Source organism: Neisseria sp. P0020.S005 (genome assembly GCF_051957055.1).
GTDB lineage: Bacteria > Pseudomonadota > Gammaproteobacteria > Burkholderiales > Neisseriaceae > Neisseria > Neisseria subflava_A.
In genome coordinates, this window is sequence record NZ_JBQCWV010000002.1 from 112,187 (window position 1) to 136,296 (window position 24,110).

Genomic DNA, 24,110 nt, shown 5'->3' on the forward strand with positions numbered 1-24,110 from the left:
TCATGGAAGCCGAAGTAATCAACCAGCTTAATAACACCCTAAACGACTTGGAGAAGCGCAGCGAAGACATCCGCGTCTATATGGACTACCAAGGCAAAAAAGACCGCCTTGAAGAAGTCGTCGGCCTCTCCGAAGATCCGGAACTGTGGAACGACCCCAAACGCGCCCAAGAAATCGGCAAAGAGCGCAAAATCCTCGAAGGCATCGTGGTGACCCTCGACAACATCGCCACAGGCATCGAAGACAACCGTATGTTGATCGAAATGGCTGTTGAAGAAAACGACGAAGAAGGTTTCGCCGCCGTGCAGGAAGACGTGGCCGGTTTGGAAAAACAAATGGCCGACCTCGAATTCAAACGAATGTTCAACCAGCCTGCCGACCCGAACAACTGCTTTATCGACATCACCGCAGGCGCGGGCGGTACCGAAGCGGAAGACTGGGCGGGTATGCTGTTCCGTATGTACAGCCGCTACGCCGAGCGCAAAGGCTTCAAAATCGAAATCCTTGAAGAAGACGACGGCGAAATCGCAGGTATCAACCGCGCCACCATCCGCGTGGAAGGCGAATACGCCTACGGCCTGCTGCGCACGGAAACCGGCGTTCACCGCTTGGTGCGCTACTCGCCGTTTGACTCGAACAACAAACGCCACACGTCTTTTTCATCCGTGTTTGTTTACCCCGAAATCGACGATTCCATCGAAATCGAAATCAACCCTGCCGATTTGCGCATCGACACTTACCGCGCATCGGGTGCCGGCGGTCAGCACATTAACAAAACCGACTCCGCCGTGCGTATTACCCACGAGCCGACCGGTATTGTGGTGCAATGTCAAAACGACCGTTCGCAACACGCTAACAAAGCCGCCGCGATGGAAATGTTGAAATCCAAACTGTACGAATTGGAAATGCGCAAACGCAACGAAGAGAAACAGGCATTGGAAGACGGCAAGTCTGATGTGGGTTGGGGCAGCCAAATCCGTTCGTACGTCTTGGACTCCTCACGCATTAAAGATTTGCGCACAGGCTACGAAGTCGGCAACACCAAAGCCGTATTGGACGGCGACTTGGACGGCTTCATCGAAGCCAGCCTGAAACAAGGTGTGTAAACCGTAAGAGATAAACAGGCCGTCTGAAAGGTTTCAGACGGCCTGTTTGTTGTTGAATATGGCAGTAACTATATCCACTCCGATGATTTATATTTCCAGCGGGTAAAAGGTTTTATCTATTTGAATAAGCTAAAGTCTTATCAGTCTAAATGGAATGCCGAACGCCGTAAATATATCCGTTTTCGGCCGCATGAAAAACACAATATAGCAAATCTAAAAATTAATAGGTTTTTGAATATGTAGGGCATGACGGAGATGGCCGCGATATGCTTGTTATGTAGCTATTGAGTTCTTTTTTAAATGCGAATATTAATCTTTCTGTAAGAATATGCTTTTTAATGTTTTGCAAATGCAAAGATTGACGGTAATATATGGCTTCCATAAAAATGATTGGTAGGTATAACAGGCCGTCTGAAGCCTGAGCCTGTCTAATATATAGGAGAACTCATAATGTCCGGTCAAAAGCCATCTTCTGCCGAGAAAACTTTCTTCGGCCATCCTTTGCAATTATCCACCCTATTCCACATTGAGCTGTGGGAACGCTTTTCCTTCTACGGTATGCAGGGCATCCTGCTGATTTATCTATATTACGCCGCGAATCAAGGCGGTTTGGGTATGGATAAAGCCTTGGCCGGTGGCATTGTCGGCGCGTACGGCGGCAGCGTTTACCTGTCCACGATTCTCGGCGCATGGTTGGCCGACCGCATTTGGGGTGCGGAACGTACCCTGTTTATCGCCGGTATCGTCGTGATGACCGGCCATATTTTATTGGCGATCGTGCCGGGTTTGATGGGATTGCTGCTGGGCTTGGTGTTTATTGCGCTGGGCAGCGGCGGCGTGAAATCGTCTGCCGGTTCGATGGTCGGTTCTTTGTATGAACGGGACGACCTGCGCGAATTGCGCGATGCCGGTTTCTCCATTTTCTATATTTCCATCAATATCGGCGGTTTCTTAGGCCCTTTGTTGACCGGTATTTTGCAAGACAGAATGGGATTCCATTACGGTTTCGCCGCGGCGGCCGTCGGTATGGCATTTGGCCTGCTGTGGTATTCGCGCGGCCGTAAAAACCTGCCGCATACGCCGGCTCCCAATCCGTTGCGCCCTGAAAAGGTACAGACTGCAATAGCTGTCGGTGTGTTGCTGGTTTTGGTGTTGAGCAGCGTGATTGCTTCCGGCGCGCTCAATCTTGAGAACTTTTCACGCTGGCTTTTGGGCGTGGTCATTATCACCGTTATCGCTTATTTTGCACGTTTGCTGGGCAGCAGCCAAGTTGAGGCAGCCAATAAACGTTACATCATGGCCTATATTCCGCTGTTTTTGACTATTTGTATGTTCTGGGCGGTTTGGTTTCAGGTGTACACCGTTGCAACGGTTTATTTTGACGAAACGGTTGACCGTACTTTCTTCGGCTTTACCGTGCCTGTTTCATGGAAAGATTCGATACAGGCCATGTGGGTGGTTCTCTTTTCCGGCGTGATGGCCACGGTGTGGACGAAAATGGGCAAACGCCAACCTAAAACACCGTTGAAGTTTGCACTGGCCATGTTGGTAACCGGCGCCTCTTATTTGTGTTTCATTCCGTATATTTCATCCGAGACCCCGATGCCGATTATCGTGTTTATGCTGATGTTGCTGGCAATTACGATAGGCGAGTTGATGCTGTCGCCGATTTCGCTGTCGTTTTCCACCAAAATCGCACCGAGCATGTTTAAAACACAAATGGTTGCGTTGAATTTCTTAGCATTGTCCATTGGCTTTACCTTGGGCGGAGTGTTGTTTAAAGACTACTACAATGCTCAGTCGCCATTGGATTTCTACTGGATGCTGGCCACCATCGGCGCAGTAACCTGCGGTATCCTGCTGGTACTCACCCCGGTATTGAACCGCATGCTCAAAGGTGTCGATTGATTTTTCTATTTAAAATAATGTGATGTACGCGGGCCGTCTGAAAAGAATCAGTTTTCAGACGGCCTGATGTTTTTATTGAGGTTTGGAAAAGGGTGGTTTTCCAGATTTTTGAAGTAAATTGGACAGGCAGAAAATCCAAATTAAATGATACATGATTAAACTGAAATTAAAATTTGGAAATATTAAATAAGAATAAGAATTGTTCTCATTATTTTATTGAATTTATTAGTGTTTTTTTGCTGATTTGCTGATATTTACCTTTAAATGGCTTTTGAAATTCGATAAAATGGTAATCTATTTTTAAGATTTGTCTGTCAACCAGTTAGGTACGACCATGTTGGCCAGTTACTTTCCCGTCCTCGTATTCATCCTCGTCGGCCTTGCGGCCGGCGTGCTGTTTATTCTGCTCGGCACAATTTTAGGCCCGAAACGTCACTATGCCGAAAAAGACGCGGCTTACGAATGCGGTTTTGAAGCCTTTGAAAACGCAAGGATGAAGTTCGACGTGCGCTATTACCTCGTCGCCATCCTCTTCATCCTGTTTGATTTGGAGGTCGCGTTCATGTTGCCGTGGGCTGTCGTGTTCAAAGATTTGGGCGCGTACGGCTTCTGGTCTATGCTGGTGTTTATCGTCGTTCTGACGGTGGGCTTTATTTACGAATGGAAAAAAGGTGCGCTGGAATGGGAATAGAAGGCGTTTTGAAAAAAGGTTTCATCACCACCAGCGCGGATACGGTGTTGAACTATATGCGTACCGGTTCATTGTGGCCGGTTACTTTCGGCTTGGCCTGCTGCGCCGTGGAAATGATGCATGCGGGTATGGCGCGTTATGACCTTGACCGCTTCGGCATCATTTTCCGTCCGTCCCCACGTCAGGCCGACCTGATGATTGTGGCAGGTACGCTGACCAACAAAATGGCGCCCGCCTTGCGCCGCGTATACGACCAGCTCGCCGAGCCGCGCTGGGTATTGTCTATGGGTTCGTGTGCCAACGGCGGTGGCTATTATCACTATTCTTATTCCGTTGTGCGCGGTGCTGACCGCGTCGTGCCGGTAGACGTTTATGTACCGGGTTGTCCGCCGACTGCGGAAGCCCTGATTTACGGCCTGATTCAGCTCCAGCAAAAAATCAAGCGCACTTCCACCATCGCGCGTGACGAGTAAGGAGAGGACGACATGGCAAGCATTCAAAACTTATACGAGACCGTCGTCGGCGTGCTTGGCGATCAGGCAAGCAAAGTCATTTCAGCTTTGGGCGAGATTACCGTCGAGTGTCTGCCCGAACATTATATTTCAGTCATGACCGCATTGCGCGACCATGAAGAGTTGCATTTCGAGCTTCTGGTTGACTTGTGCGGTGTCGATTACAGCACTTACAAAAACGAAGTATGGCAGGGCAAGCGCTTTGCCGTCGTCAGTCAGCTGCTTTCCGTTAAAAACAATCAACGCATCCGCGTACGAGTCTGGGTTTCAGACGACGACTTCCCCATAGTCGAATCCGTAGTCGATATTTACAACAGCGCGGATTGGTACGAACGCGAAGCCTTCGATATGTACGGCATCATGTTCAACAACCATCCGGACCTGCGCCGCATCCTGACCGATTACGGTTTCGTCGGACATCCGTTCCGCAAAGACTTCCCGATTTCCGGCTATGTGGAAATGCGTTACGACGAAGAGCAAAAACGCGTGATTTACCAACCTGTTACCATTGAGCCGCGCGAGATCACGCCGCGTATCGTCCGTGAGGAGAACTACGGTGGCCAATAAATTAAGAAACTACACCATCAACTTCGGCCCGCAACACCCTGCGGCGCACGGCGTATTGCGTATGATTTTGGAGTTGGAGGGCGAAACCATCGTCCGCGCCGACCCGCATATCGGCCTCCTTCACCGCGGTACTGAAAAACTGGCTGAAACCAAAACCTATCTGCAAGCCTTGCCCTATATGGACCGCTTGGACTACGTTTCCATGATGGTCAATGAGCAGGCGTATTGTTTGGCAGTAGAAAAACTTGCCGGTATCGATGTGCCTATCCGCGCCCAGTATATTCGCGTGATGTTTGCCGAAGTAACGCGCATCCTCAATCACTTGATGGGCATCGGTTCGCACGCCTTCGACATCGGCGCGATGACCGCCATCCTTTACGCCTTCCGCGACCGCGAAGAGCTGATGGACTTGTACGAAGCCGTTTCCGGCGCGCGTATGCACGCAGCCTACTTCCGTCCCGGCGGCGTTTACCGCGACCTGCCCGACTTCATGCCTAAATACGAGAGCAGCAAATTCCGCAACGCCAAAGTATTGAAGCAGCTCAACGAATCCCGTGAAGGCACCATGCTCGACTTTATCGACGCCTTCTGCGAACGTTTCCCGAAAAACATCGATACACTCGAAACCCTCCTGACCGACAACCGTATTTGGAAACAGCGTACCGTCGGCATCGGCGTTGTCACTCCTGAGCGCGCCATGCAAAAAGGTTTTACCGGCGTGATGTTGCGCGGTTCCGGCGTGGAATGGGACGTGCGTAAGACACAGCCTTACGAAGTGTACGACAAAATGGATTTCGACATCCCAGTCGGCGTCAACGGCGACTGCTACGACCGTTACCTCTGCCGTATGGAAGAAATGCGTCAATCCGTGCGCATCATCAAACAATGTTCCGAGTGGTTGCGTGTCAATCCGGGTCCGGTCATTACCACAAACCACAAATTTGCTCCGCCCAAACGTACCGAAATGAAAACAGGTATGGAAGACCTGATTCACCATTTCAAACTCTTTACCGAAGGTATGCACGTTCCTGAGGGCGAGACCTACACCGCTGTCGAACATCCGAAAGGCGAGTTCGGCGTTTACATCATTTCAGACGGCGCAAACAAACCCTACCGCCTGAAAATCCGCGCACCCGGCTTTGCCCACCTGCAAGGTATGGATGAAATGGCAAAAGGCCACATGCTGGCCGACGTCGTTGCCATCATTGGTACGCAGGACATCGTATTCGGGGAGGTTGACCGATAATGTTATCCGCAGAATCTTTAAAACAAATCGACATCGAGTTGGCAAAATATCCTGCCGACCAACGCCGCTCCGCCATTATGGGCGCATTGCGTATTGCCCAGGCCGAAAAGGGCTGGCTCGCTCCTGAGACCATCGCCTTTGTTGCAGACTATATCGGCATCTCGCCTGCACAAGCCTACGAAGTCGCTACTTTCTACAATATGTACGACCTTGAGCCTGTCGGCAAATACAAACTGACCGTTTGTACCAACCTACCCTGCGCCCTGCGCGGCGGTATGGCTACCGGCGAATACCTGAAGAAAAAACTCGGTATCGGCTACGGCGAAACCACCCCTGACGGCAAATTTACCCTTGTCGAAGGCGAATGCATGGGCGCATGTGGCGATGCACCGGTCATGCTGGTTAACAACCACAGCATGTGCAGTTTTATGACCGAAGAAGCGATTGAGAAAAAATTAGCAGAATTAGAATAGATCGTCTGAACATATTCGGTTTGTAATCAAACTTATTAGTTATTCCAAAATTTTAAATTGTGATTTAAAAGTAACAATAAAAAGGGAAGCGGTTAATGAAAGGGATAATTGTTAAGTGGGATGATGAAAAAGGTTATGGTTTTATACGGATAGATGGTAGTAAACAAGAAATTTTCTGCCATATTTCTGACTTTTCCCAAAGAAGCCCTCGTCCTGAACTTAATGAGGCGGTTGGCTTTGAAGTATCTGCTAACGGAAAAGGAAAAAATGTTGCTAAACAGATTCGTTACTTGAATCGTGAGGCAAGAGATTTTAAACGGAATCATAACCATCGTTCGAGTGCAAAGAAAAAATCATTTTTTGCCTTAGATTCGTCGTCTTCCATATTGACGAAATTGGTAGGGTTGGCACTTTTCGGGTTAATTGGTTATCAGATATATCAATTCGCCGCAGCAAAATTAGTCCCTAAACAAACTAATGCACCAGTAGAGCTTAATGATCCAGCTACGATACAAGCTAAAAAAAGCAATAGTAATAAATATCGTTGTGATGGCAGGCAATATTGTTCTCAGATGGTGTCATGCGAAGAGGCCAAATGGTTTTTACAGAATTGTTCTGATACCAAAATGGATGGTGATGGCGATGGGATTCCATGTGAAGATAAATGCGGTGGATGGTGATAACTTCAGCAAAGTAGACTAGGTCTATAACCATGAAAACGAAATACAAGGTCGTCTGAAATATCAACTTTAGTGAATCAACATATTTTATTTTAGACGGCATAGAGTCGATATACAAAGGTATATTAGGCCGTCTGAAAACAACGGCTGCAACCTATACGAAAACAAACAGGCACACCAAAAATGGCTATTTACCAATCAGGCGTGATTTTTGACCAAGTGGATACCGCCAATCCCGATTGCTGGACATTGGACGAATACGTCAAACGTGGCGGTTATACCGCCCTGCGTAAAATCCTGTCCGAAAACATCTCGCAAACCGATGTGATTGACGAAGTCAAAACCTCCGGTTTGCGCGGTCGTGGCGGTGCGGGCTTCCCGACCGGTTTGAAATGGAGCTTTATGCCCCGTTCCTTCCCGGGCGAAAAATATGTGGTTTGCAACACCGACGAAGGCGAGCCGGGTACATTTAAAGACCGCGACATCATCATGTTCAATCCTCATGCCCTGATTGAAGGCATGATTATTGCCGGTTACGCGATGGGTGCGAAAGCCGGCTACAACTACATCCACGGTGAAATTTTCGAAGGCTACCAACGCTTTGAGACCGCTTTGGAGCAGGCGCGTGCCGCAGGCTTTTTGGGTAAAAATATTTTGGGTTCGGATTTTGAATTTGAACTCTTCGCCCACCACGGCTACGGCGCATATATTTGTGGCGAAGAAACCGCATTGCTCGAATCGCTGGAAGGCAAAAAAGGCCAGCCGCGCTTTAAACCGCCATTCCCTGCTTCGTTCGGCCTGTACGGCAAACCGACTACCATCAACAATACCGAAACGTTCTCCTCCGTCCCCTTCATTATCCGTGACGGCGGACAGGCGTTTGCCGATAAAGGTATTCCGAATGCAGGCGGTACCAAATTATTCTGTATTTCCGGTCATGTCGAGCGTCCGGGCAACTATGAAGTGCCATTGGGTACGCCGTTTGCCGAAGTTCTGAAAATGGCGGGCGGTATGCGTGGCGGTAAAAAACTCAAGGCCGTTATTCCCGGCGGTTCGTCCGCGCCCGTGTTGCCTGCCGATATCATGATGCAGACTAATATGGACTATGACTCGATTTCCAAAGCAGGCTCAATGCTCGGTTCCGGCGCGATTATCGTGATGGACGAAGATGTGTGCATGGTGAAAGCCCTTGAGCGTCTGAGCTACTTCTACTACGACGAGTCTTGCGGCCAATGTACGCCTTGTCGAGAAGGTACGGGTTGGCTCTACCGCATCGTCCACCGCATCGTAGAAGGCAAAGGCCGCATGGAAGACTTGGATTTGCTGGATTCTATCGGTAACCAAATGGCAGGCCGCACCATCTGCGCCCTTGCCGATGCCGCCGTCTTCCCAGTCCGTAGCTTTACCAAGCATTTCCGTGATGAGTTTGTGCATTACATCGAACACGGCGGACCGATGAAGGAGCATAAGTGGGGAGGATGGTAATGGTGGAAGCTAAAATTTTTATTCTATACGGTGCAGCCAACAAAGGTAAGAGTACGGCACTCAATACGCTTTTTAATCAGATTTGTCGGAAATTTTCTAAATTTCTAGTCTTTTTTGAAAGACATGGAAACGGCTTAGATTTTGTTGCAGTATTTGATCATGAAGGTCAGAGGATTGGTTTTTATTCATCTGGTGATAATGAATACGAGGTTAGGAGAAATTTATACAAACTTTATTTGCATAATTGTGATTTTATTTTTGGCACGTCAAGGACACGGGGTGGTAGTTGCGATGCAGTAGGATGTTATGCAGAGTTATTGCATGGCGATGTAAATATAATTAATTGGTGTGAAAAGTTTGAGCCTACAGATGAAGACAATGAGCGTGCTGTTAAAGAGTTATTTAAGTCATTTAAAAATATAATAAATGAGTTATAGTTTTAGTTGGTTTTATATTGGTTAAAAGTAAAATGCTAAAAATTTAACTTTGCCGTCATTCCCGCGTAGGCGGGAATCCATAGTGGAATTTACAGAACTCTATATTTGAAAAGCAGTTGCCGAAATCCAAAAAATGGATTCCCGCCTACGCGGGAATGACGGCGGGAGTGGGCAGATATTTTCAGATGAAAACGGTTGTAAATGATATTAAAAAAGTTGTTGTTTATATTGCAGGAAAAATGAATGCGAAACCATCCGCTTGCTAGACAACCTGCCGTATATATTTTGGCAAACGGTAAAAACGGAACACTCTATATCGGTGTTACCATGAATTTGCCGGAAAGGGTTTGGCAGCACAAAAATCATGTCAATATTGATGGCTTTACTGCCCGATATGATGTGCATGATTTAGTTTGGTATGAGTTTTTTGAGAATATGCCTGAAGCAGTTGCCAAAGAAAAAACGATGAAAAAATGGCGACGTGAATGGAAGATTAAACTGATTGAAGAACAAAATCCCGAATGGTTGGACTTGTCGGGCGTGTTGTTTGTTTAGTTTTATTTCTGGAACTTTAAAAACTGTCGTTATTCCAGCCCCACCTACGCGAGAACAGGCTACGACGGGAATCAGCGTATAAAGTTAAGAAACCGATGTTTGAAAAACAGTTACCCAAACCAAGAATGGATTCCCGCCTGCGCGGGAATGACGGCAAAGTGGGGTAACGTAGCTGCCAACTAAACTCAAAAGGTCGTCTGAAAACAGCGGCCATAGAGCAAACGCAAATTCAAAAGGCCGTCTGAAACCCATTTTTCAGACGACCTCCAGAAAAGATTATTTATTAAATACCCGTAACTAGGAACGAACCATGTTACAAATCGAAATCGACGGCAAACAGGTATCTGTGGAGCAGGGCGCGACGGTGATTGAAGCCGCGCACAAGCTCGGTACTTATATCCCGCATTTCTGTTACCACAAAAAACTTTCCATCGCCGCCAACTGCCGTATGTGTTTGGTGGATGTGGAAAAAGCCCCCAAACCTCTGCCCGCCTGTGCCACGCCGGTTACAGACGGCATGATTGTGCGTACGCATTCGGCAAAAGCCCGAGAGGCGCAAGAAGGCGTGATGGAGTTCCTGCTCATCAACCATCCGCTTGATTGTCCGACCTGCGACCAAGGCGGCGAATGCCAATTGCAGGATTTGGCGATGGGCTACGGCAAAACCACCAGCCGTTATACCGAAGAAAAACGTTCTGTCGTCGGCAAAGACATGGGGCCTTTGGTTTCCGCCGAGGAAATGAGCCGTTGTATCCACTGTACCCGTTGCGTTCGTTTCACTGAAGAAATCGCCGGCGTGCAAGAAATTGCTATGGCTAATCGTGGCGAGCATTCCGAGATTATGCCTTTTATCGGCAAAGCAGTGGAAACCGAATTGTCAGGCAACGTCATTGATTTGTGTCCTGTCGGCGCATTGACCAGCAAACCGTTCCGTTTCAACGCGCGTACTTGGGAATTGAACCGCCGCAAATCCGTTTCCGCCCATGATGCTTTGGGCAGCAATCTGATTGTACAAACCAAAGACCATACCGTCCGCCGCGTGTTGCCGCTGGAAAACGAAGCGATTAACGAATGCTGGCTGTCCGACCGCGACCGTTTCGCCTACGAAGGCCTGTATCACGAAAGCCGTCTGAAAAACCCGAAAATCAAACAGGGCGGCGAGTGGATGGACGTAGATTGGAAAACCGCACTGGAATATGTCCTCAGCGCGATTGAATGTATCGCCAAAGACGGCAACCAAAACCAAGTCGGTGTTTGGGCCAATCCGATGAATACGGTTGAAGAGCTGTATCTGGCCAAAAAACTAGCCGACGGCTTGGGTGTTAAAAACTTTGCAACCCGTTTGCGCCAACAAGACAAACGTCTTTCAGACGGCCTTAAAGGTGCGCAATGGTTGGGACAAAGCATTGAATCTTTGGCTGACAACGATGCCGTATTGGTAGTCGGCGCGAATTTGCGCAAAGAACAGCCGCTCCTGACCGCCCGCCTGCGCCGCGCCGCCAAAGACCGTATGGCCTTGAGCGTATTGGCCAGCAGTAAAGAAGAATTGTTTATGCCGCTTCTGTCTCAAGAAGCCGCACATCCCGACGAGTGGGCAGGCCGTCTGAAAAACCTGTCTGCCAATGCGGAACATGCCGTTACCGCGAGCCTGAAAAACGCTGAAAAAGCAGCGGTGATTTTGGGTGCGGAAGTGCAAAACCATCCCGATTACGCCGCAATTTACGCCGTCGCGCAAGAGCTGGCGGACGCGACCGGCGCAGTGCTGGGCATTCTGCCGCAAGCGGCCAACAGCGTCGGTGCGGACGTATTGGGCGTGAACTCGGGCGATAGCGTTGCCGAAATGGCAAACGCGCCGAAACAGGCAGTCTTGCTGCTCAACGTCGAGCCGGAAATCGATACGGTTGACGGTGCAAAAGCCGTAGCCGCGTTGAAACAGGCGAAAAGCGTGATGGCGTTTACGCCGTTTGTCAGCGAAACGCTGCTGGACGTGTGCGACGTATTGTTGCCGATTGCGCCGTTTACCGAAACATCAGGCAGCTTCATCAATATGGAAGGCCGTCTGCAATCTTTCCACGGCGTGGTACAAGGCTTCGGCGATTCGCGTCCGCTGTGGAAAGTGTTGCGCGTATTGGGCAACCTGTTTGACCTGAAAGGTTTTGAATACCACGATACCGCTGCGATTCTGAAAGACGCGCTGGATGCGGAAAGTCTGCTGTCTAAACTGGATAACCGCAGCACATGGACAGGGGAGGGCGTTCAGACGGCCTCAGACCGTCTCGTCCGTGTCGGCGGCGTCGGTATTTATCACACTGATTCTATCGTGCGCCGTTCCGCACCGTTGCAAGAAACCAGCCATGCCGCCGTGCCTGCCGCGCGTGTAAATCCGAACACATTGGCACGCTTGGGTCTGCAAGACGGACAAACCGCTGTCGCCAAACAAAACGGCGCAAGCGTATCGGTTGCCGTCAAAGCCGATGCCGGTTTGCCTGAAAACGTGGTGCATCTGCCGCTGCATACTGAAAATGCCGCTCTGGGTGCGTTGATGGACACTATTGAACTGGCGGGAGCTTGATCATGCAAGAATGGTTCCAAAACCTCTTTGCCGCAACGCTCGGTCTGGGCGATTTGGGTATCACCGTAGGCTTGGTGGTATCCGTCATCGTCAAAATCGTGATTATCCTGATTCCGCTGATTCTGACCGTTGCCTACCTGACGTATTTCGAGCGTAAAGTCATCGGCTTTATGCAGCTTCGTGTCGGCCCGAACGTGACCGGCCCGTGGGGTCTGATTCAGCCGTTTGCCGACGTGTTCAAACTCTTGTTTAAAGAGGTAACCCGTCCGAAGCTGTCAAACAAAGCCTTATTCTATATCGGCCCGATTATGTCACTCGCCCCGTCTTTTGCGGCGTGGGCAGTGATTCCGTTCAACGAAGAATGGGTGTTGACCAACATCAATATCGGCCTTTTGTACATCCTGATGATTACCTCGCTGTCGGTTTACGGCGTGATCATTGCGGGCTGGGCTTCCAACTCCAAATATTCGTTCTTGGGCGCAATGCGTGCTTCCGCGCAAAGCATTTCCTACGAGATTGCCATGAGCGCCGCATTGGTGTGCGTCGTGATGGTGTCGGGCAGCATGAACTTCTCCGACATCGTTGCCGCACAAGCCAAAGGTATTGCCGGTGGTTCGGTATTCTCTTGGAACTGGCTGCCGCTCTTCCCCATCTTCATCGTCTATCTGATTTCCGCCGTTGCCGAAACCAACCGCGCGCCGTTTGACGTGGCAGAGGGTGAATCCGAAATCGTTGCCGGTCACCACGTTGAATACTCCGGCTTCGCATTCGCGCTGTTCTTCCTTGCCGAATACATTTTCATGATTCTGATTGCCGCGCTGACATCGCTGATGTTCCTCGGCGGCTGGTTGTCTCCGTTCCCGCAAAGTTGGGGCTTTATCGGTACGCCTTCCGCATTCTGGATGTTCGTAAAAATGGCGGCGGTTCTGTACTGGTACCTGTGGATCCGTGCAACCTTCCCACGCTACCGTTACGACCAAATCATGCGTTTGGGCTGGAAAGTGCTGATTCCGATCGGCTTCGCCTACATCGTGATTTTGGGCGTGTGGATGATTTCACCGCTGAATTTGTGGAAATAGGGCAGGGAGGCCGTCTGAAAGTTTTCAGGTAGCCTGAACCCCAAATTTTTAACCGTTTCAAACCGAGAGAAACCGATGAAAGCTCAATGCCTGTGCGGCGCAGTATCACTGGAAACCGCCGAAAACCGCGAACTCCACGCCTGCCATTGCGGGAAATGCCGCACATGGGGCAGCGGCGCGTCTTTTACTTTGGCCGCCCGGTCGCCCGAAATCACAGGCAGCGAGCACATCGCGCATTATCAGTCGTCCGAATGGGCGCAACGCTGTTTTTGCAAACACTGCGGCACACACCTGTTTGTGCAGGTTGGCAACGATTATTACATGAACGCCGGGCTGTTTGCCGACAACGCGGGCTTTGAAACTACCTCACAAATCTTTATTGATTGCAAAGCTCCGTATTATGACTTGGCCAACGATACCCCGAAGCTGACCGAAGCCGAGTTTTTAGAAATGGTGGGCGCGGCAGGTTAAAAAAACCGCTTTCAGACGGCCTGTAAACAGAACAATCCGAAAAGAGCATCCGAAAATGGCTAATTTAGTAAAAACCTTCCTGCTGGGCGAATTGGTGAAAGGCATGGGCGTAACGCTCAAAAACTTCTTCGCCCGCAAAGACACGATTTACTTCCCCGAAGAAAAAACGCCGCAATCCGTGCGTTTCCGCGGCCTGCACGCGCAACGCCGTTATCCGAACGGCGAAGAGCGCTGTATTGCGTGTAAATTGTGCGAGGCAGTTTGTCCGGCAATGGCGATCAACATCGAATCGGAAGAACGCGAAGACGGCACCCGCCGCACCAAGCGTTACGACATTGACCTGACCAAGTGCATCTTCTGCGGTTTCTGCGAAGAGGCCTGCCCGACCGATGCGATTGTGGAAACCCATATTTTTGAATACCACGGCGAGAAAAAAGGCGACTTGCACATGACCAAGCCGATTCTTTTGGCCATTGGCGATAAATACGAAGCTGAAATCGCCAAACGCAAAGCCGCCGACGCGCCGTATCGTTAAGGAGCAGACGAATGACTTTTTCCGCGATTCTGTTCTATATTCTTGCCGCCATCGTTTTGTACGGTGCGGTTCGTACCGTCACCGCTAAAAACCCTGTTCACGCCGCTTTGCATCTGGTGCTGACCTTCTGCGTGAGTGCAATGATTTGGATGCTGATGCAGGCCGAGTTTTTGGGCGTGACTCTGGTGGTGGTTTACGTTGGCGCCGTGATGGTGTTGTTCCTGTTCGTCGTGATGATGTTGAACATCGACATTGAAGAAATGCGCGCCGGTTTCTGGCGTCATGCGCCTGTTGCCGGTGTGGTCGGCACATTGTTGGCGGTTGCCCTGATTCTGATTCTGGTCAACCCGAAAACCGACCTGGCCGCATTTGGTCTGATGAAAGACATTCCGGCCGATTACAACAATATCCGCGATTTGGGCAGCCGTATTTATACCGACTACCTGTTGCCGTTTGAATTGGCGGCGGTATTGCTGCTGTTGGGTATGGTGGCCGCGATTGCGCTGGTTCACCGTAAAACCACCAATCCGAAACGCATGGATCCTGCCGATCAAGTTAAAGTACGTGCCGACCAAGGCCGTATGCGTCTGGTGAAAATGGAAGCCGTGAAACCACAAACCGAATCTGCGGAAGAAAACGAAGTTTCAGACGACCTCAAGCCGAAAGAGGAGGGCAAAGCATGATTACCTTGACGCATTATTTGGTATTGGGCGCGCTCCTGTTCGGTATCAGCGCGATGGGCATCTTTATGAACCGCAAAAACGTGCTGGTATTGTTGATGTCCATCGAGCTGATGCTTTTGGCGGTAAACTTCAACTTTATCGCCTTCTCGCAACATTTGGGCGATACCGCCGGACAAATTTTCGTATTCTTCGTATTGACCGTTGCCGCTGCCGAATCTGCCATCGGTTTGGCGATTATGGTATTGGTGTACCGCAACCGACAAACAATCAACGTTGCCGATTTGGATGAGTTGAAAGGGTAATCATGAACGACATGACTTTATATTTGGTAATTGCCCTTGTGCCTTTGGCAGGCTCGTTGATTGCGGGTTTGTTCGGCAACAAAATCGGACGTGCCGGCGCGCATACGGTTACGATACTCGGCGTAGCGGTGTCTGCCGTGCTGTCGGCTTATGTGCTGTGGGGATTCCTCAATGGCAGCCGCGCCAAGTTTGACGAAAACGTCTATACCTGGCTGACAATGGGCGGTTTGGATTTCTCCGTCGGCTTCTTGGTCGATACGATGACGGCGATGATGATGGTCGTGGTCACCGGCGTATCGCTGATGGTGCATATCTATACCATTGGCTATATGCACGATGAAAAAGTCGGCTACCAACGCTTCTTCAGCTATATTTCTTTGTTTACTTTCAGCATGTTGATGCTGATTATGAGCAACAACTTCATCCAGCTCTTCTTCGGCTGGGAGGCTGTGGGCTTGGTGTCGTATCTCTTGATCGGTTTCTATTTCAAACGTCCAAGCGCAACATTTGCCAACCTGAAAGCCTTTTTGATCAACCGTGTCGGCGACTTCGGCTTTTTGCTCGGTATCGGTTTGGTGCTTGCCTATTTCGGCGGCAGCCTGCGCTATCAAGATGTATTCGCTTATCTGCCTAATGTTCAGACGGCCACTATCCAACTGTTCCCCGGTGTGGAATGGTCTTTGATTACTGTAACCTGTTTACTCCTGTTTGTCGGTGCGATGGGTAAATCTGCACAATTCCCGCTGCACGTCTGGCTGCCTGATTCGATGGAAGGCCCGACACCGATTTCTGCATTGATTCACGCCGCAACCATGGTTACCGCCGGTCTGTTCATGGTATCGCGTATGTCGCCGATTTATGAGATGAGCAGCACTGCGTTGTCTGTCATCATGGTAATCGGTGCGATTACTGCCCTGTTTATGGGTTTCTTGGGCGTGATTCAAAACGACATCAAACGTGTGGTTGCGTATTCCACCCTGTCGCAACTGGGCTACATGACCGTGGCTCTGGGCGCGTCTGCCTATTCCGTGGCGATGTTCCATGTGATGACTCACGCTTTCTTTAAAGCCTTGTTGTTCTTGGCCGCAGGTAGCGCGATTATCGGTATGCACCATGACCAAGACATGCGCCACATGGGCAATCTGAAAAAATACATGCCGATTACTTGGCTGACCATGCTGATCGGTAACTTGTCGCTGATCGGTACGCCGTTCTTCTCCGGCTTCTATTCCAAAGATTCGATTATCGAAGCAGCGAAATACAGCACCCTGCCGGGTAGCGGATTTGCTTATTTCGCCGTCCTCGCCAGTGTGTTCGTTACCGCGTTTTACGCGTTCCGCCAATACTTTATGGTATTCCACGGTGAAGAAAAATGGCGCAGCCTGCCTGAGCATCATGACGATCATCATGGCGAAGAGCATCACGGCTTGGGCAAAAACGACAATCCGCACGAAAGCCCGCTGGTTGTTACCCTGCCTTTAATTTTGCTTGCCATTCCATCCGTCATCATCGGCTACATTGCCATCGAACCCATGCTTTACGGTGATTTCTTCAAAGACGTGATTTTCGTCAACGCCGACGCGCATCCGACTATGCACATCATGAAAGAAGAATTCCACGGCGCATTGGCAATGGTGTCGCACAGCCTGCATTCGCCTGTACTCTACCTTGCTATTGCAGGTGTCTTAAGCGCATGGCTTTTGTACGTCAAACTGCCGCACCTGCCTGCGAAAATTGCACAGGCGTTCCGTCCGGTTTACGTTTTGTTTGAAAACAAATACTACCTCGACGCCCTGTATTTCAACGTTTTCGCCAAAGGCACACGCGCATTGGGTACCTTCTTCTGGAAAGTCGGCGATACCGCCATTATCGACAACGGTATTGTCAACGGCTCCGCCAAACTGGTCGACGCGATTGCTGCGCAAGTGCGTAAAGCCCAAACCGGCTTTATCTACACCTACGCCGCTGCTATGGTATTCGGCGTATTGGTACTGCTCGGCATGACCTTCTGGGGATTGTTCCGATAAGAATAAGGTTTCAGACGGTCTTAAACCTTCAGGCCGTCTGAAACGAAGAAATATCCACATAAACACATTTTTATTTTAACCACAGGTTAACCACTATGTTTTCCAACTACCTACTCAGCTTGGCAATATGGATACCCATCGCCGCAGGTGTGCTGGTTCTGGCGACCGGTAAAGACAGCCGTGCGCCGCTGGCGCGTGTGCTTGCCTTCATGGGTGCGCTTGCCGGTTTCTTGGTAACGCTGCCCCTGTTTACCGGTTTCGACCGTTTGAGCGGCGGCTATCAGTTTACCGAGTTCCACGAGTGGATTCCGCTTCTGAAAATCAACTACGCATTGGGTGTGGATGGTATTTCAGTGCTCTTTATCATCTTGAATGCGTTTATTACGCTGTTGGTGGTATTGGCCGGTTGGGAAGTCATTCAGAAACGTCCGGCGCAGTATATGGCCGCTTTCCTGATTATGTCGGGTTTGATTAACGGCGCGTTTGCCGCGCAGGATGCGATTCTGTTTTATGTGTTCTTCGAGGGTATGCTGATTCCGCTGTACCTGATTATCGGTGTATGGGGCGGCCCGCGCCGCGTCTATGCGTCAGTCAAGCTGTTCCTCTATACGCTGATGGGTTCGCTCTTGATGCTGGTTGCCATGGTTTACCTGTACTATCAAACAGGCAGCTTCTCTATTGTCGATTTCCAAAACATCAAACAGATTCCGTTGGGCGTGCAACAGCTTTTGTTTGTGGCGTTCTTCCTGTCATTTGCCGTAAAAGTGCCGATGTTCCCTGTGCACACTTGGTTGCCGGATGCCCACGTTGAAGCGCCGACCGGCGGTTCGATGGTGTTGGCGGCGATTACGCTGAAACTGGGTGCGTATGGTTTCTTGCGCTTTATCTTGCCGATTATGCCGGATGCGGCACGCTATTTTGCCCCTGTGATCATCGTGTTGAGCCTGATTGCCGTGATTTACATCGGTATGGTGGCTTTGGTGCAAACCGATATGAAAAAACTGGTGGCGTATTCGTCCATCAGCCATATGGGTTTTGTAACGCTTGGGATGTTTTTGTTTGTTGACGGCCAACTGAATGACTGGGCATTGAAAGGCGCAATCATTCAAATGATTTCCCACGGTTTCGTGTCTGCCGCGATGTTTATGTGTATCGGTGTGATGTACGACCGCCTGCATACCCGCAATATTGCCGACTATGGCGGCGTGGTCAATGTGATGCCTAAGTTTGCAACGTTTATGATGTTGTTCGGTATGGCCAATGCCGGTTTGCCTGCGACTTCCGGCTTCGTGGGCGAGTTTATGGTGATTATGGGCGCGGTTAAAGTGAATTTCTGGGTGGGCGCGTTGGCCGCCATGACCCTGATTTATGGTGCGTCTTATACCCTGTGGATGTACAAACGCGTTATTTTTGGTGCGATCCATAATCCGCACGTTGCCGAAATGAAAGACATCAATTGCCGCGAATTTGCGATTTTGGCGATTTTGGCGGTTGCTGTATTGGGCATGGGTCTGTATCCGCAAGCGTTTATCGAAGTGGTGCATCAAGCGGCAAACGATTTGATTGCCCATGTGGCACAAAGCAAGATTTGAGGTGTGTAAATGAACTGGTCTGATTTGAATTTAATGCCCGCCATGCCCGAAATCGTGCTGCTTGCGCTATTGGGTGTCGTATTGCTGGCAGACTTGTGGATTTGCGATAAAAACCGCTATCTGACCCATCTGATGAGTTTGGGAACGGTCATTATTGTGGCTATTACCCAATTGGCGGTATGGGAGCAGGGCAGTGTCGATGCCTTTCATGGTATGTATATTGCAGACGGCATGTCCCGTTTGGCAAAACTGGTGCTGTATGCGCTGATGTTTGGTCTGTTTATTTACAGTAAACCGTACAACCAAGACCGCCAAATCTTCAAAGGCGAGTTTTATACCCTGTCGCTGTTTGCCCTGTTGGGTATGAGCGTCATGGTCAGCTCGGCACATTTCCTTACTGCGTATATCGGTTTGGAATTGTTGTCTTTGTCACTGTACGCCATGATTGCCCTGCGCCGCGATTCCGGCCGCTCTGCTGAGGCTGCGCTGAAATACTTCGTATTGGGCGCGTTGGCCTCCGGTTTGCTGCTCTATGGTATTTCCATGGTTTACGGCGCCACCGGTTCTCTTGATTTTGCTTCCGTCTTGGCTTCTGCTTTTAATGAACAGGCCAATGAATGGTTGTTGAAATTGGGTATGGTGTTTATTGTGGTCGCCATTGCATTTAAATTGGGTGCGGTTCCATTTCATATGTGGGTACCCGATGTGTACGATGGCGCGCCGACCTCTGTTACCGCCTTTGTGGGTACGGCTCCGAAAATTGCCGCTGTTGTCTTTGCGTTCCGTATCCTTGTTACCGGTATGGGTACCATACATTCAGACTGGGCGCCGATGTTGGCCATTCTTGCCGTTGCTTCTTTGGTTGTCGGTAACCTTGCCGCCATTATGCAAACCAATATCAAACGTATGCTTGCCTACTCCACCGTATCGCACATGGGCTTTATCCTGTTGGCGTTTATGGCAGGCGCAGTCGGCTTTACCGCAGGTTTGTATTACGCCATTACCTATGCTGTGATGGCGGCAGTCAGCTTCGGTATTTTGATGGTATTGTCTACCAAAGATATTGAGTGTGAAGACATCAAAGACCTCGCAGGCCTTAACCAACGCCATGCATGGTTCGCCTTCCTGATGTTGCTGTCTATGTTCTCCATGGCGGGTATTCCGCCGCTGATGGGTTTTTACGCCAAGTTCGGTGTGATTATGGCGCTCTTGAAACAAGGCTATGTTTGGTTGTCAGTGTTTGCCGTCATCATGTCTCTGATTGGCGCATTCTACTACCTGCGCGTGGTCAAAGTTATCTACTTCGATGCGCCGGATCATGACCAGCCGGTCGGCAGCAACTATGCCGCCAAATTTGTCCTGACGGTCAATGCTTTCCTGCTGCTCTTGTGGGGTATCATGCCGCAAACCGTTATCGACTGGTGTGCCAAAGCATTGGAAAATACCCTGTAAGCTTCAAACAAAACCAACGGCGGCTGTTCCAAAGTCGCCGTTTTTGTTAGGATTCGCATTCGGATGAAATATACCCAAAGTTCAGACGGCCTCAAGCCTTTGAACAATCATCAAGCGGGTATCATCAAGATATTGAATATTCCACGGATAATGATGGGCAAGAATGCCCATTTAACATGTTAAAATCACACACAGGCCGTCTGAAAACAGAAAGACCACCATGACCGCATCCATGTACATTCTTTTGTTGTTGGCGCTTATCTTTGCCAACGCACCATTTATTACCACCAAATTCTTCGGCATCATCGCCCTGAAACGCAAACACATCGGCCATCACTTGATCGAATTGCTGGCAGGCTTCCTACTTACCGCGATTCTCGCCTATATCCTTGAATCACGCGCCGGAGCCGTACATGCCCAAGACTGGGAGTTTTACGCGACCGTTGTCTGCCTCTACCTGATTTTTGCCTTCCCATGCTTCGTATGGCGTTACTTTTGGAATGAGCGGAATAGAGAGTAGGATTTGAATAAGGGAAAGGCCGTCTGAAAGATTTTCAGACGGCCTTTATTTTGTTTGATGTTAAATATCGGTTAGAAAACAAGGCTGTTGGGGCGTAAAGCCTTGTCGTGAGGGCGGTTTAACGGTACTATTCTCGGTTAATCCTGTTTTATTCCTATGAAATTGAAAGTATAAGATGATTAATGATATTCAAAAGACAGCTGAAGGCAAAATGCAGCGTTCTCTGGAAGTATTGAAAGACAATTTGGCTAAAGTGCGTACCGGCCGTGCGCATACCGGCCTGCTTGACCAAGTGGAAGTGGAATACTGGGGCAGCATGGTGCCTGTGAGCCAAGTGGCGAACGTGACGCTTTTGGATGCGCGTACGATTGGTGTGAAACCTTTCGAGAGCAATATGGCTTCAAAAGTTGAGAAAGCGATCCGTGATTCCAACTTGGGCCTGAACCCTGCTTCTGTCGGCGATTTGATCCGTGTCCCTATGCCTATGTTGACTGAGGAACGCCGTAAAGATTTGATCAAAGTGGTACGCGGTGAGGCGGAAGAGGGCCGTGTATCTATCCGCAATGTGCGCCGTGATGCAAATGACCACATCAAAAAATTGTTGAAAGACAAAGAGATTTCTGAAGATGAAGCACGCCGTGGCGAGGAAGCGGTTCAGAAGTTGACCGACAAATACATTGCTGAGGCAGACAAGCTCTTGGCTGCCAAAGAAGAAGATTTGATGGCGATTTAATCCTGTGTGCAAACCGTTCAGACGGCCTTTGGACGGTTTGCTCCCTGAAAGGCAGACATGAAAAGCAGTACGCAGACGATTTTGGAACACTCTGCCATCCCCCGACATATTGCTGTGATTATGGACGGCAACGGACGTTGGGCAAAGAAGCGTTTTCTTCCCCGTGTGATGGGGCATAAGCGCGGCTTGGATGCGCTGGAGAACATGGTGAAGCATTGTGCTGAACTGGGTGTGCAGTATTTGACCGTGTTTGCTTTTTCGACTGAAAACTGGCGACGCCCCGAGGAAGAGGTTTCTTTTCTGATGGGGCTGTTTTTGCAGGCTTTGCAAAAGCAGGTGCGCCGTTTGCACGACAACAATATGCGCTTGAGGGTCATCGGCAGCCGTGAGCGGTTTAATGCTGAAATCCTGAAGGGGATTGAGGCGGCGGAGGCGTTGACGGCAAACAATACCGGCTTGACTTTGAGCATTGCTGCCGATTATGGCGGCCGTTGGGATATTTTGCAGGCGGCAAATCAGTTGATTGCCGAGGGTGTAACTGAGATTACGGAAGAGGCGTTGTCGCGTTATTTGATGTTGGGCGATGCACCCGAGCCGGATTTGTTTATCCGAACCGGTGGCGAGACGCGCATCAGTAATTTCCTGCTGTGGCAGATGGCGTATGCGGAATTGTATTTTACGGATACGCTGTGGCCTGATTTTAATGAGAAATCGCTGAACGAGGCGATTGCTTCGTTCCAACAACGGGAGCGCCGCTTCGGGCGGACTTCCGAACAGCTGCCGGTTGAGCAGCAACGGGGTTGAGAATTATGTTGAAACAACGGATTTTGACGGCGCTGTGGCTTTTGCCACTGATGCTGGGCATGCTGTTTTATGCACCTATGTGGCTGTGGGCGGCGTTTTGCGGCCTGATTGCCATGCTGACTTTCTGGGAATATGCCCGTATGAGCGGCTTGGACAAGCTGAAAATCAATCATTATTTGGCTTCAACGCTGGTGTTTGGCGTGATTGCCTATGCAGGCGGTTGGCAGTTGCCTGATTTGGTTTGGTATGTCGTATTGGCGTTTTGGCTGATTGTCATGCCTTGGTGGCTGAAGGCGAAATGGAAGTTAAACGGCGACTGGCAGGCTTATACGGTCGGTTGGTTGTTGGTGATGCCGTTTTGGTTCGCACTGGTTTACCTGCGTCCTCAGCCTGAAGACGCGCTGTCTTTATTGGCGATTATGGGTTTGGTGTGGGTGGCCGATATTGGCGCGTATTTTTGCGGCAAGTCGTTTGGCAAGCGCAAAATTGCGCCGACCATCAGCCCGGGTAAAAGCTGGGAAGGTGCGATCGGCGGCGCATTGTGCGTTGCCGTGTACATGACTATCGTATGGAAAGCCGGTTGGCTGGCTTTTGAAGCCGGTTGGTTAAAAACTATTTTGATCGGCTTGATTTTGACCGTTGTCAGCGTGTGCGGTGATTTGCTGGAAAGCTGGCTCAAACGTGCGGCCGGTATTAAAGACAGCAGCAATCTGCTGCCGGGACACGGCGGTGTGTTCGACCGTGTGGACAGTCTGATCGCCGTTATCAGCATTTATGCAGCTTTTGTATATTTGTTTTAAACCGCCTGTCTGACGTGGTTGAGGGAGCTGATGATGTCCGAACAAAAACAGATTTCATCTTTATCGATCTTGGGCGTATTGTTGGCACTGGGATTGATGGCTGCGGCGTTTATTTTGGGCGTGCAGTTTAAGAATCTGCGCCAGCCGGGGACGATTACTGTAAAAGGTCTGGCGGAGAAAAACTTCCAATCCGACAGCGCGACGTGGAATACGGGTGTGAACGCGCACGGCGAGAGCTATCAGGAAGTTTTGGATTTACTGACGGCAAGACGCAAGAAGCTGTCTAAATTTTTGGGCGAGCAAGGCTTTACGGCGGCTGAAATGAAAGTGGGCCTGCCTGAAGTGTCGCGCGTTTTCAATGAAACCCGCGACGAACTAGGCAACGTAACCCGCACGCCCAACGGCTACGATGGCGACCTCAATATTGTGGTTAACACTAAAAAATTGGACAAAATCCAAGCAGCACAGCGCGCCATTTTGAATTTCCGTGCGCAAAACGAATTTATCCGCTTCGACAATCCGCAATATTTGCTGGGCAATTTGGAAACCATCAAACGCGATTTGATTACGCAGGCGACTGAGGATGCGCAGAAACGCGCGGCCGAATTTGCCAAAACCGGCGGCGGCAAAGTGGGTGCCATGCGTTCTGCTTCGCAAGGCTCGTTCAACATCTATGCCGACACCGGCAGCAGCGAGGATGACGAATACGGCGGTTCTTACGATAAAAGCACCGTCGGCAAACAAGTCCGACTGGTTGTTACCATCGAATACGGCATTGAGTAATTCTTTCAGACGGCCTTTTCAGCTGGGAGGCAAAAGGCCGTCTGAAAATTGGAAACGGCAAAGAAATTTATTTCAAACACAATGAATACTGTTTGCA

25 protein-coding genes are annotated in these 24,110 nt (G+C 49.8%); all 25 read left to right on the top strand.

Translation table 11 applies throughout. The annotated features are described in order from the left end of the window. Positions 1 to 2: 2 nt before the first annotated feature. The 25 genes from prfB to ACTHTU_RS02695 all read left to right on the top strand — a co-directional run bounded on the left by prfB (position 3) and on the right by ACTHTU_RS02695 (position 24,013). Positions 3 to 1,106, top strand: a complete 1,104-nt coding sequence (prfB, locus tag ACTHTU_RS02575; RefSeq protein WP_188211357.1) for a peptide chain release factor 2 — start codon at positions 3 to 5, stop codon at positions 1,104 to 1,106. A gap of 450 nt (positions 1,107 to 1,556) precedes the next feature. Continuing rightward, a complete protein-coding gene (locus tag ACTHTU_RS02580) occupies positions 1,557 to 3,014 on the top strand; it encodes an oligopeptide:H+ symporter (RefSeq protein WP_440361677.1) in 1,458 nt (485 codons plus the stop codon). 334 nt (positions 3,015 to 3,348) lie between these two features. Further along, complete coding sequence (locus ACTHTU_RS02585) at positions 3,349 to 3,705, top strand: NADH-quinone oxidoreductase subunit A (protein ID WP_003686600.1); 357 nt, start codon at positions 3,349 to 3,351, stop codon at positions 3,703 to 3,705. Beyond that, positions 3,696 to 4,178, top strand: coding sequence for a NuoB/complex I 20 kDa subunit family protein (locus ACTHTU_RS02590; RefSeq protein ID WP_002215610.1), 483 nt, complete (start codon positions 3,696 to 3,698; stop codon positions 4,176 to 4,178). Before ACTHTU_RS02585 ends, ACTHTU_RS02590 begins: the two co-directional genes overlap by 10 nt. A gap of 12 nt (positions 4,179 to 4,190) precedes the next feature. Then, complete coding sequence (locus ACTHTU_RS02595) at positions 4,191 to 4,784, top strand: NADH-quinone oxidoreductase subunit C (RefSeq protein ID WP_049332999.1); 594 nt, start codon at positions 4,191 to 4,193, stop codon at positions 4,782 to 4,784. Continuing rightward, positions 4,774 to 6,030 (top strand): NADH dehydrogenase (quinone) subunit D, encoded by a 1,257-nt coding sequence (nuoD, locus tag ACTHTU_RS02600; protein WP_049332998.1) that lies wholly within the window; start codon positions 4,774 to 4,776, stop codon positions 6,028 to 6,030. The genes ACTHTU_RS02595 and nuoD overlap by 11 nt, the downstream gene beginning before the upstream one ends. Further along, entirely contained in the window at positions 6,030 to 6,503 is a 474-nt protein-coding gene (gene nuoE, locus ACTHTU_RS02605; protein ID WP_440361678.1) for an NADH-quinone oxidoreductase subunit NuoE, read from the top strand. Before nuoD ends, nuoE begins: the two co-directional genes overlap by 1 nt. A gap of 95 nt (positions 6,504 to 6,598) precedes the next feature. After that, positions 6,599 to 7,183, top strand: a complete 585-nt coding sequence (locus ACTHTU_RS02610; RefSeq protein WP_315093266.1) for an excalibur calcium-binding domain-containing protein — start codon at positions 6,599 to 6,601, stop codon at positions 7,181 to 7,183. Between the two features lie 183 nt (positions 7,184 to 7,366). Continuing rightward, positions 7,367 to 8,668, top strand: a complete 1,302-nt coding sequence (gene nuoF, locus ACTHTU_RS02615; protein WP_440361679.1) for an NADH-quinone oxidoreductase subunit NuoF — start codon at positions 7,367 to 7,369, stop codon at positions 8,666 to 8,668. Continuing rightward, positions 8,668 to 9,105: a hypothetical protein gene (locus tag ACTHTU_RS02620; RefSeq protein ID WP_440361680.1), complete on the top strand. Its 438-nt coding sequence runs from the start codon at positions 8,668 to 8,670 to the stop codon at positions 9,103 to 9,105. Before nuoF ends, ACTHTU_RS02620 begins: the two co-directional genes overlap by 1 nt. Positions 9,106 to 9,348: 243 nt before the next feature. Next, positions 9,349 to 9,660 (top strand): GIY-YIG nuclease family protein, encoded by a 312-nt coding sequence (locus tag ACTHTU_RS02625; RefSeq protein WP_285070903.1) that lies wholly within the window; start codon positions 9,349 to 9,351, stop codon positions 9,658 to 9,660. Between the two features lie 310 nt (positions 9,661 to 9,970). Next, on the top strand, positions 9,971 to 12,232 hold the full coding sequence (gene nuoG / locus ACTHTU_RS02630; RefSeq protein ID WP_440361681.1) for an NADH-quinone oxidoreductase subunit NuoG: 2,262 nt from the start codon (positions 9,971 to 9,973) through the stop codon (positions 12,230 to 12,232). A gap of 2 nt (positions 12,233 to 12,234) precedes the next feature. Continuing rightward, positions 12,235 to 13,311 (top strand): NADH-quinone oxidoreductase subunit NuoH, encoded by a 1,077-nt coding sequence (gene nuoH / locus ACTHTU_RS02635; protein ID WP_002216340.1) that lies wholly within the window; start codon positions 12,235 to 12,237, stop codon positions 13,309 to 13,311. A gap of 75 nt (positions 13,312 to 13,386) precedes the next feature. Then, the gene (locus ACTHTU_RS02640) at positions 13,387 to 13,782 is read left to right on the top strand and encodes a GFA family protein (protein WP_440361682.1); all 396 of its coding nucleotides are present in this window, start codon (positions 13,387 to 13,389) and stop codon (positions 13,780 to 13,782) included. A 55-nt stretch (positions 13,783 to 13,837) separates the two neighbouring features. Beyond that, entirely contained in the window at positions 13,838 to 14,317 is a 480-nt protein-coding gene (gene nuoI / locus ACTHTU_RS02645) for an NADH-quinone oxidoreductase subunit NuoI (RefSeq protein ID WP_002216341.1), read from the top strand. Between the two features lie 11 nt (positions 14,318 to 14,328). Then, positions 14,329 to 15,000, top strand: coding sequence for an NADH-quinone oxidoreductase subunit J (locus tag ACTHTU_RS02650; protein ID WP_070602272.1), 672 nt, complete (start codon positions 14,329 to 14,331; stop codon positions 14,998 to 15,000). Further along, entirely contained in the window at positions 14,997 to 15,302 is a 306-nt protein-coding gene (nuoK, locus tag ACTHTU_RS02655; protein WP_002215628.1) for an NADH-quinone oxidoreductase subunit NuoK, read from the top strand. The genes ACTHTU_RS02650 and nuoK overlap by 4 nt, the downstream gene beginning before the upstream one ends. A gap of 2 nt (positions 15,303 to 15,304) precedes the next feature. Continuing rightward, complete coding sequence (nuoL, locus tag ACTHTU_RS02660) at positions 15,305 to 17,329, top strand: NADH-quinone oxidoreductase subunit L (protein WP_440361683.1); 2,025 nt, start codon at positions 15,305 to 15,307, stop codon at positions 17,327 to 17,329. A 95-nt stretch (positions 17,330 to 17,424) separates the two neighbouring features. After that, the gene (locus ACTHTU_RS02665) at positions 17,425 to 18,921 is read left to right on the top strand and encodes an NADH-quinone oxidoreductase subunit M (protein WP_440361684.1); all 1,497 of its coding nucleotides are present in this window, start codon (positions 17,425 to 17,427) and stop codon (positions 18,919 to 18,921) included. A 9-nt stretch (positions 18,922 to 18,930) separates the two neighbouring features. Beyond that, positions 18,931 to 20,373 (top strand): NADH-quinone oxidoreductase subunit NuoN, encoded by a 1,443-nt coding sequence (gene nuoN, locus ACTHTU_RS02670; protein ID WP_440361685.1) that lies wholly within the window; start codon positions 18,931 to 18,933, stop codon positions 20,371 to 20,373. Positions 20,374 to 20,593: 220 nt separating this feature from the next. Beyond that, positions 20,594 to 20,893: a DUF2818 family protein gene (locus ACTHTU_RS02675; protein ID WP_003686671.1), complete on the top strand. Its 300-nt coding sequence runs from the start codon at positions 20,594 to 20,596 to the stop codon at positions 20,891 to 20,893. A 175-nt stretch (positions 20,894 to 21,068) separates the two neighbouring features. Then, entirely contained in the window at positions 21,069 to 21,626 is a 558-nt protein-coding gene (gene frr / locus ACTHTU_RS02680; RefSeq protein WP_049332978.1) for a ribosome recycling factor, read from the top strand. Between the two features lie 57 nt (positions 21,627 to 21,683). Next, a complete protein-coding gene (locus tag ACTHTU_RS02685) occupies positions 21,684 to 22,430 on the top strand; it encodes an isoprenyl transferase (protein ID WP_070712378.1) in 747 nt (248 codons plus the stop codon). 5 nt (positions 22,431 to 22,435) lie between these two features. Further along, entirely contained in the window at positions 22,436 to 23,230 is a 795-nt protein-coding gene (locus ACTHTU_RS02690; protein ID WP_440361686.1) for a phosphatidate cytidylyltransferase, read from the top strand. Between the two features lie 33 nt (positions 23,231 to 23,263). Then, positions 23,264 to 24,013: an SIMPL domain-containing protein gene (locus tag ACTHTU_RS02695; RefSeq protein ID WP_003747899.1), complete on the top strand. Its 750-nt coding sequence runs from the start codon at positions 23,264 to 23,266 to the stop codon at positions 24,011 to 24,013. Positions 24,014 to 24,110: the final 97 nt, after the last annotated feature.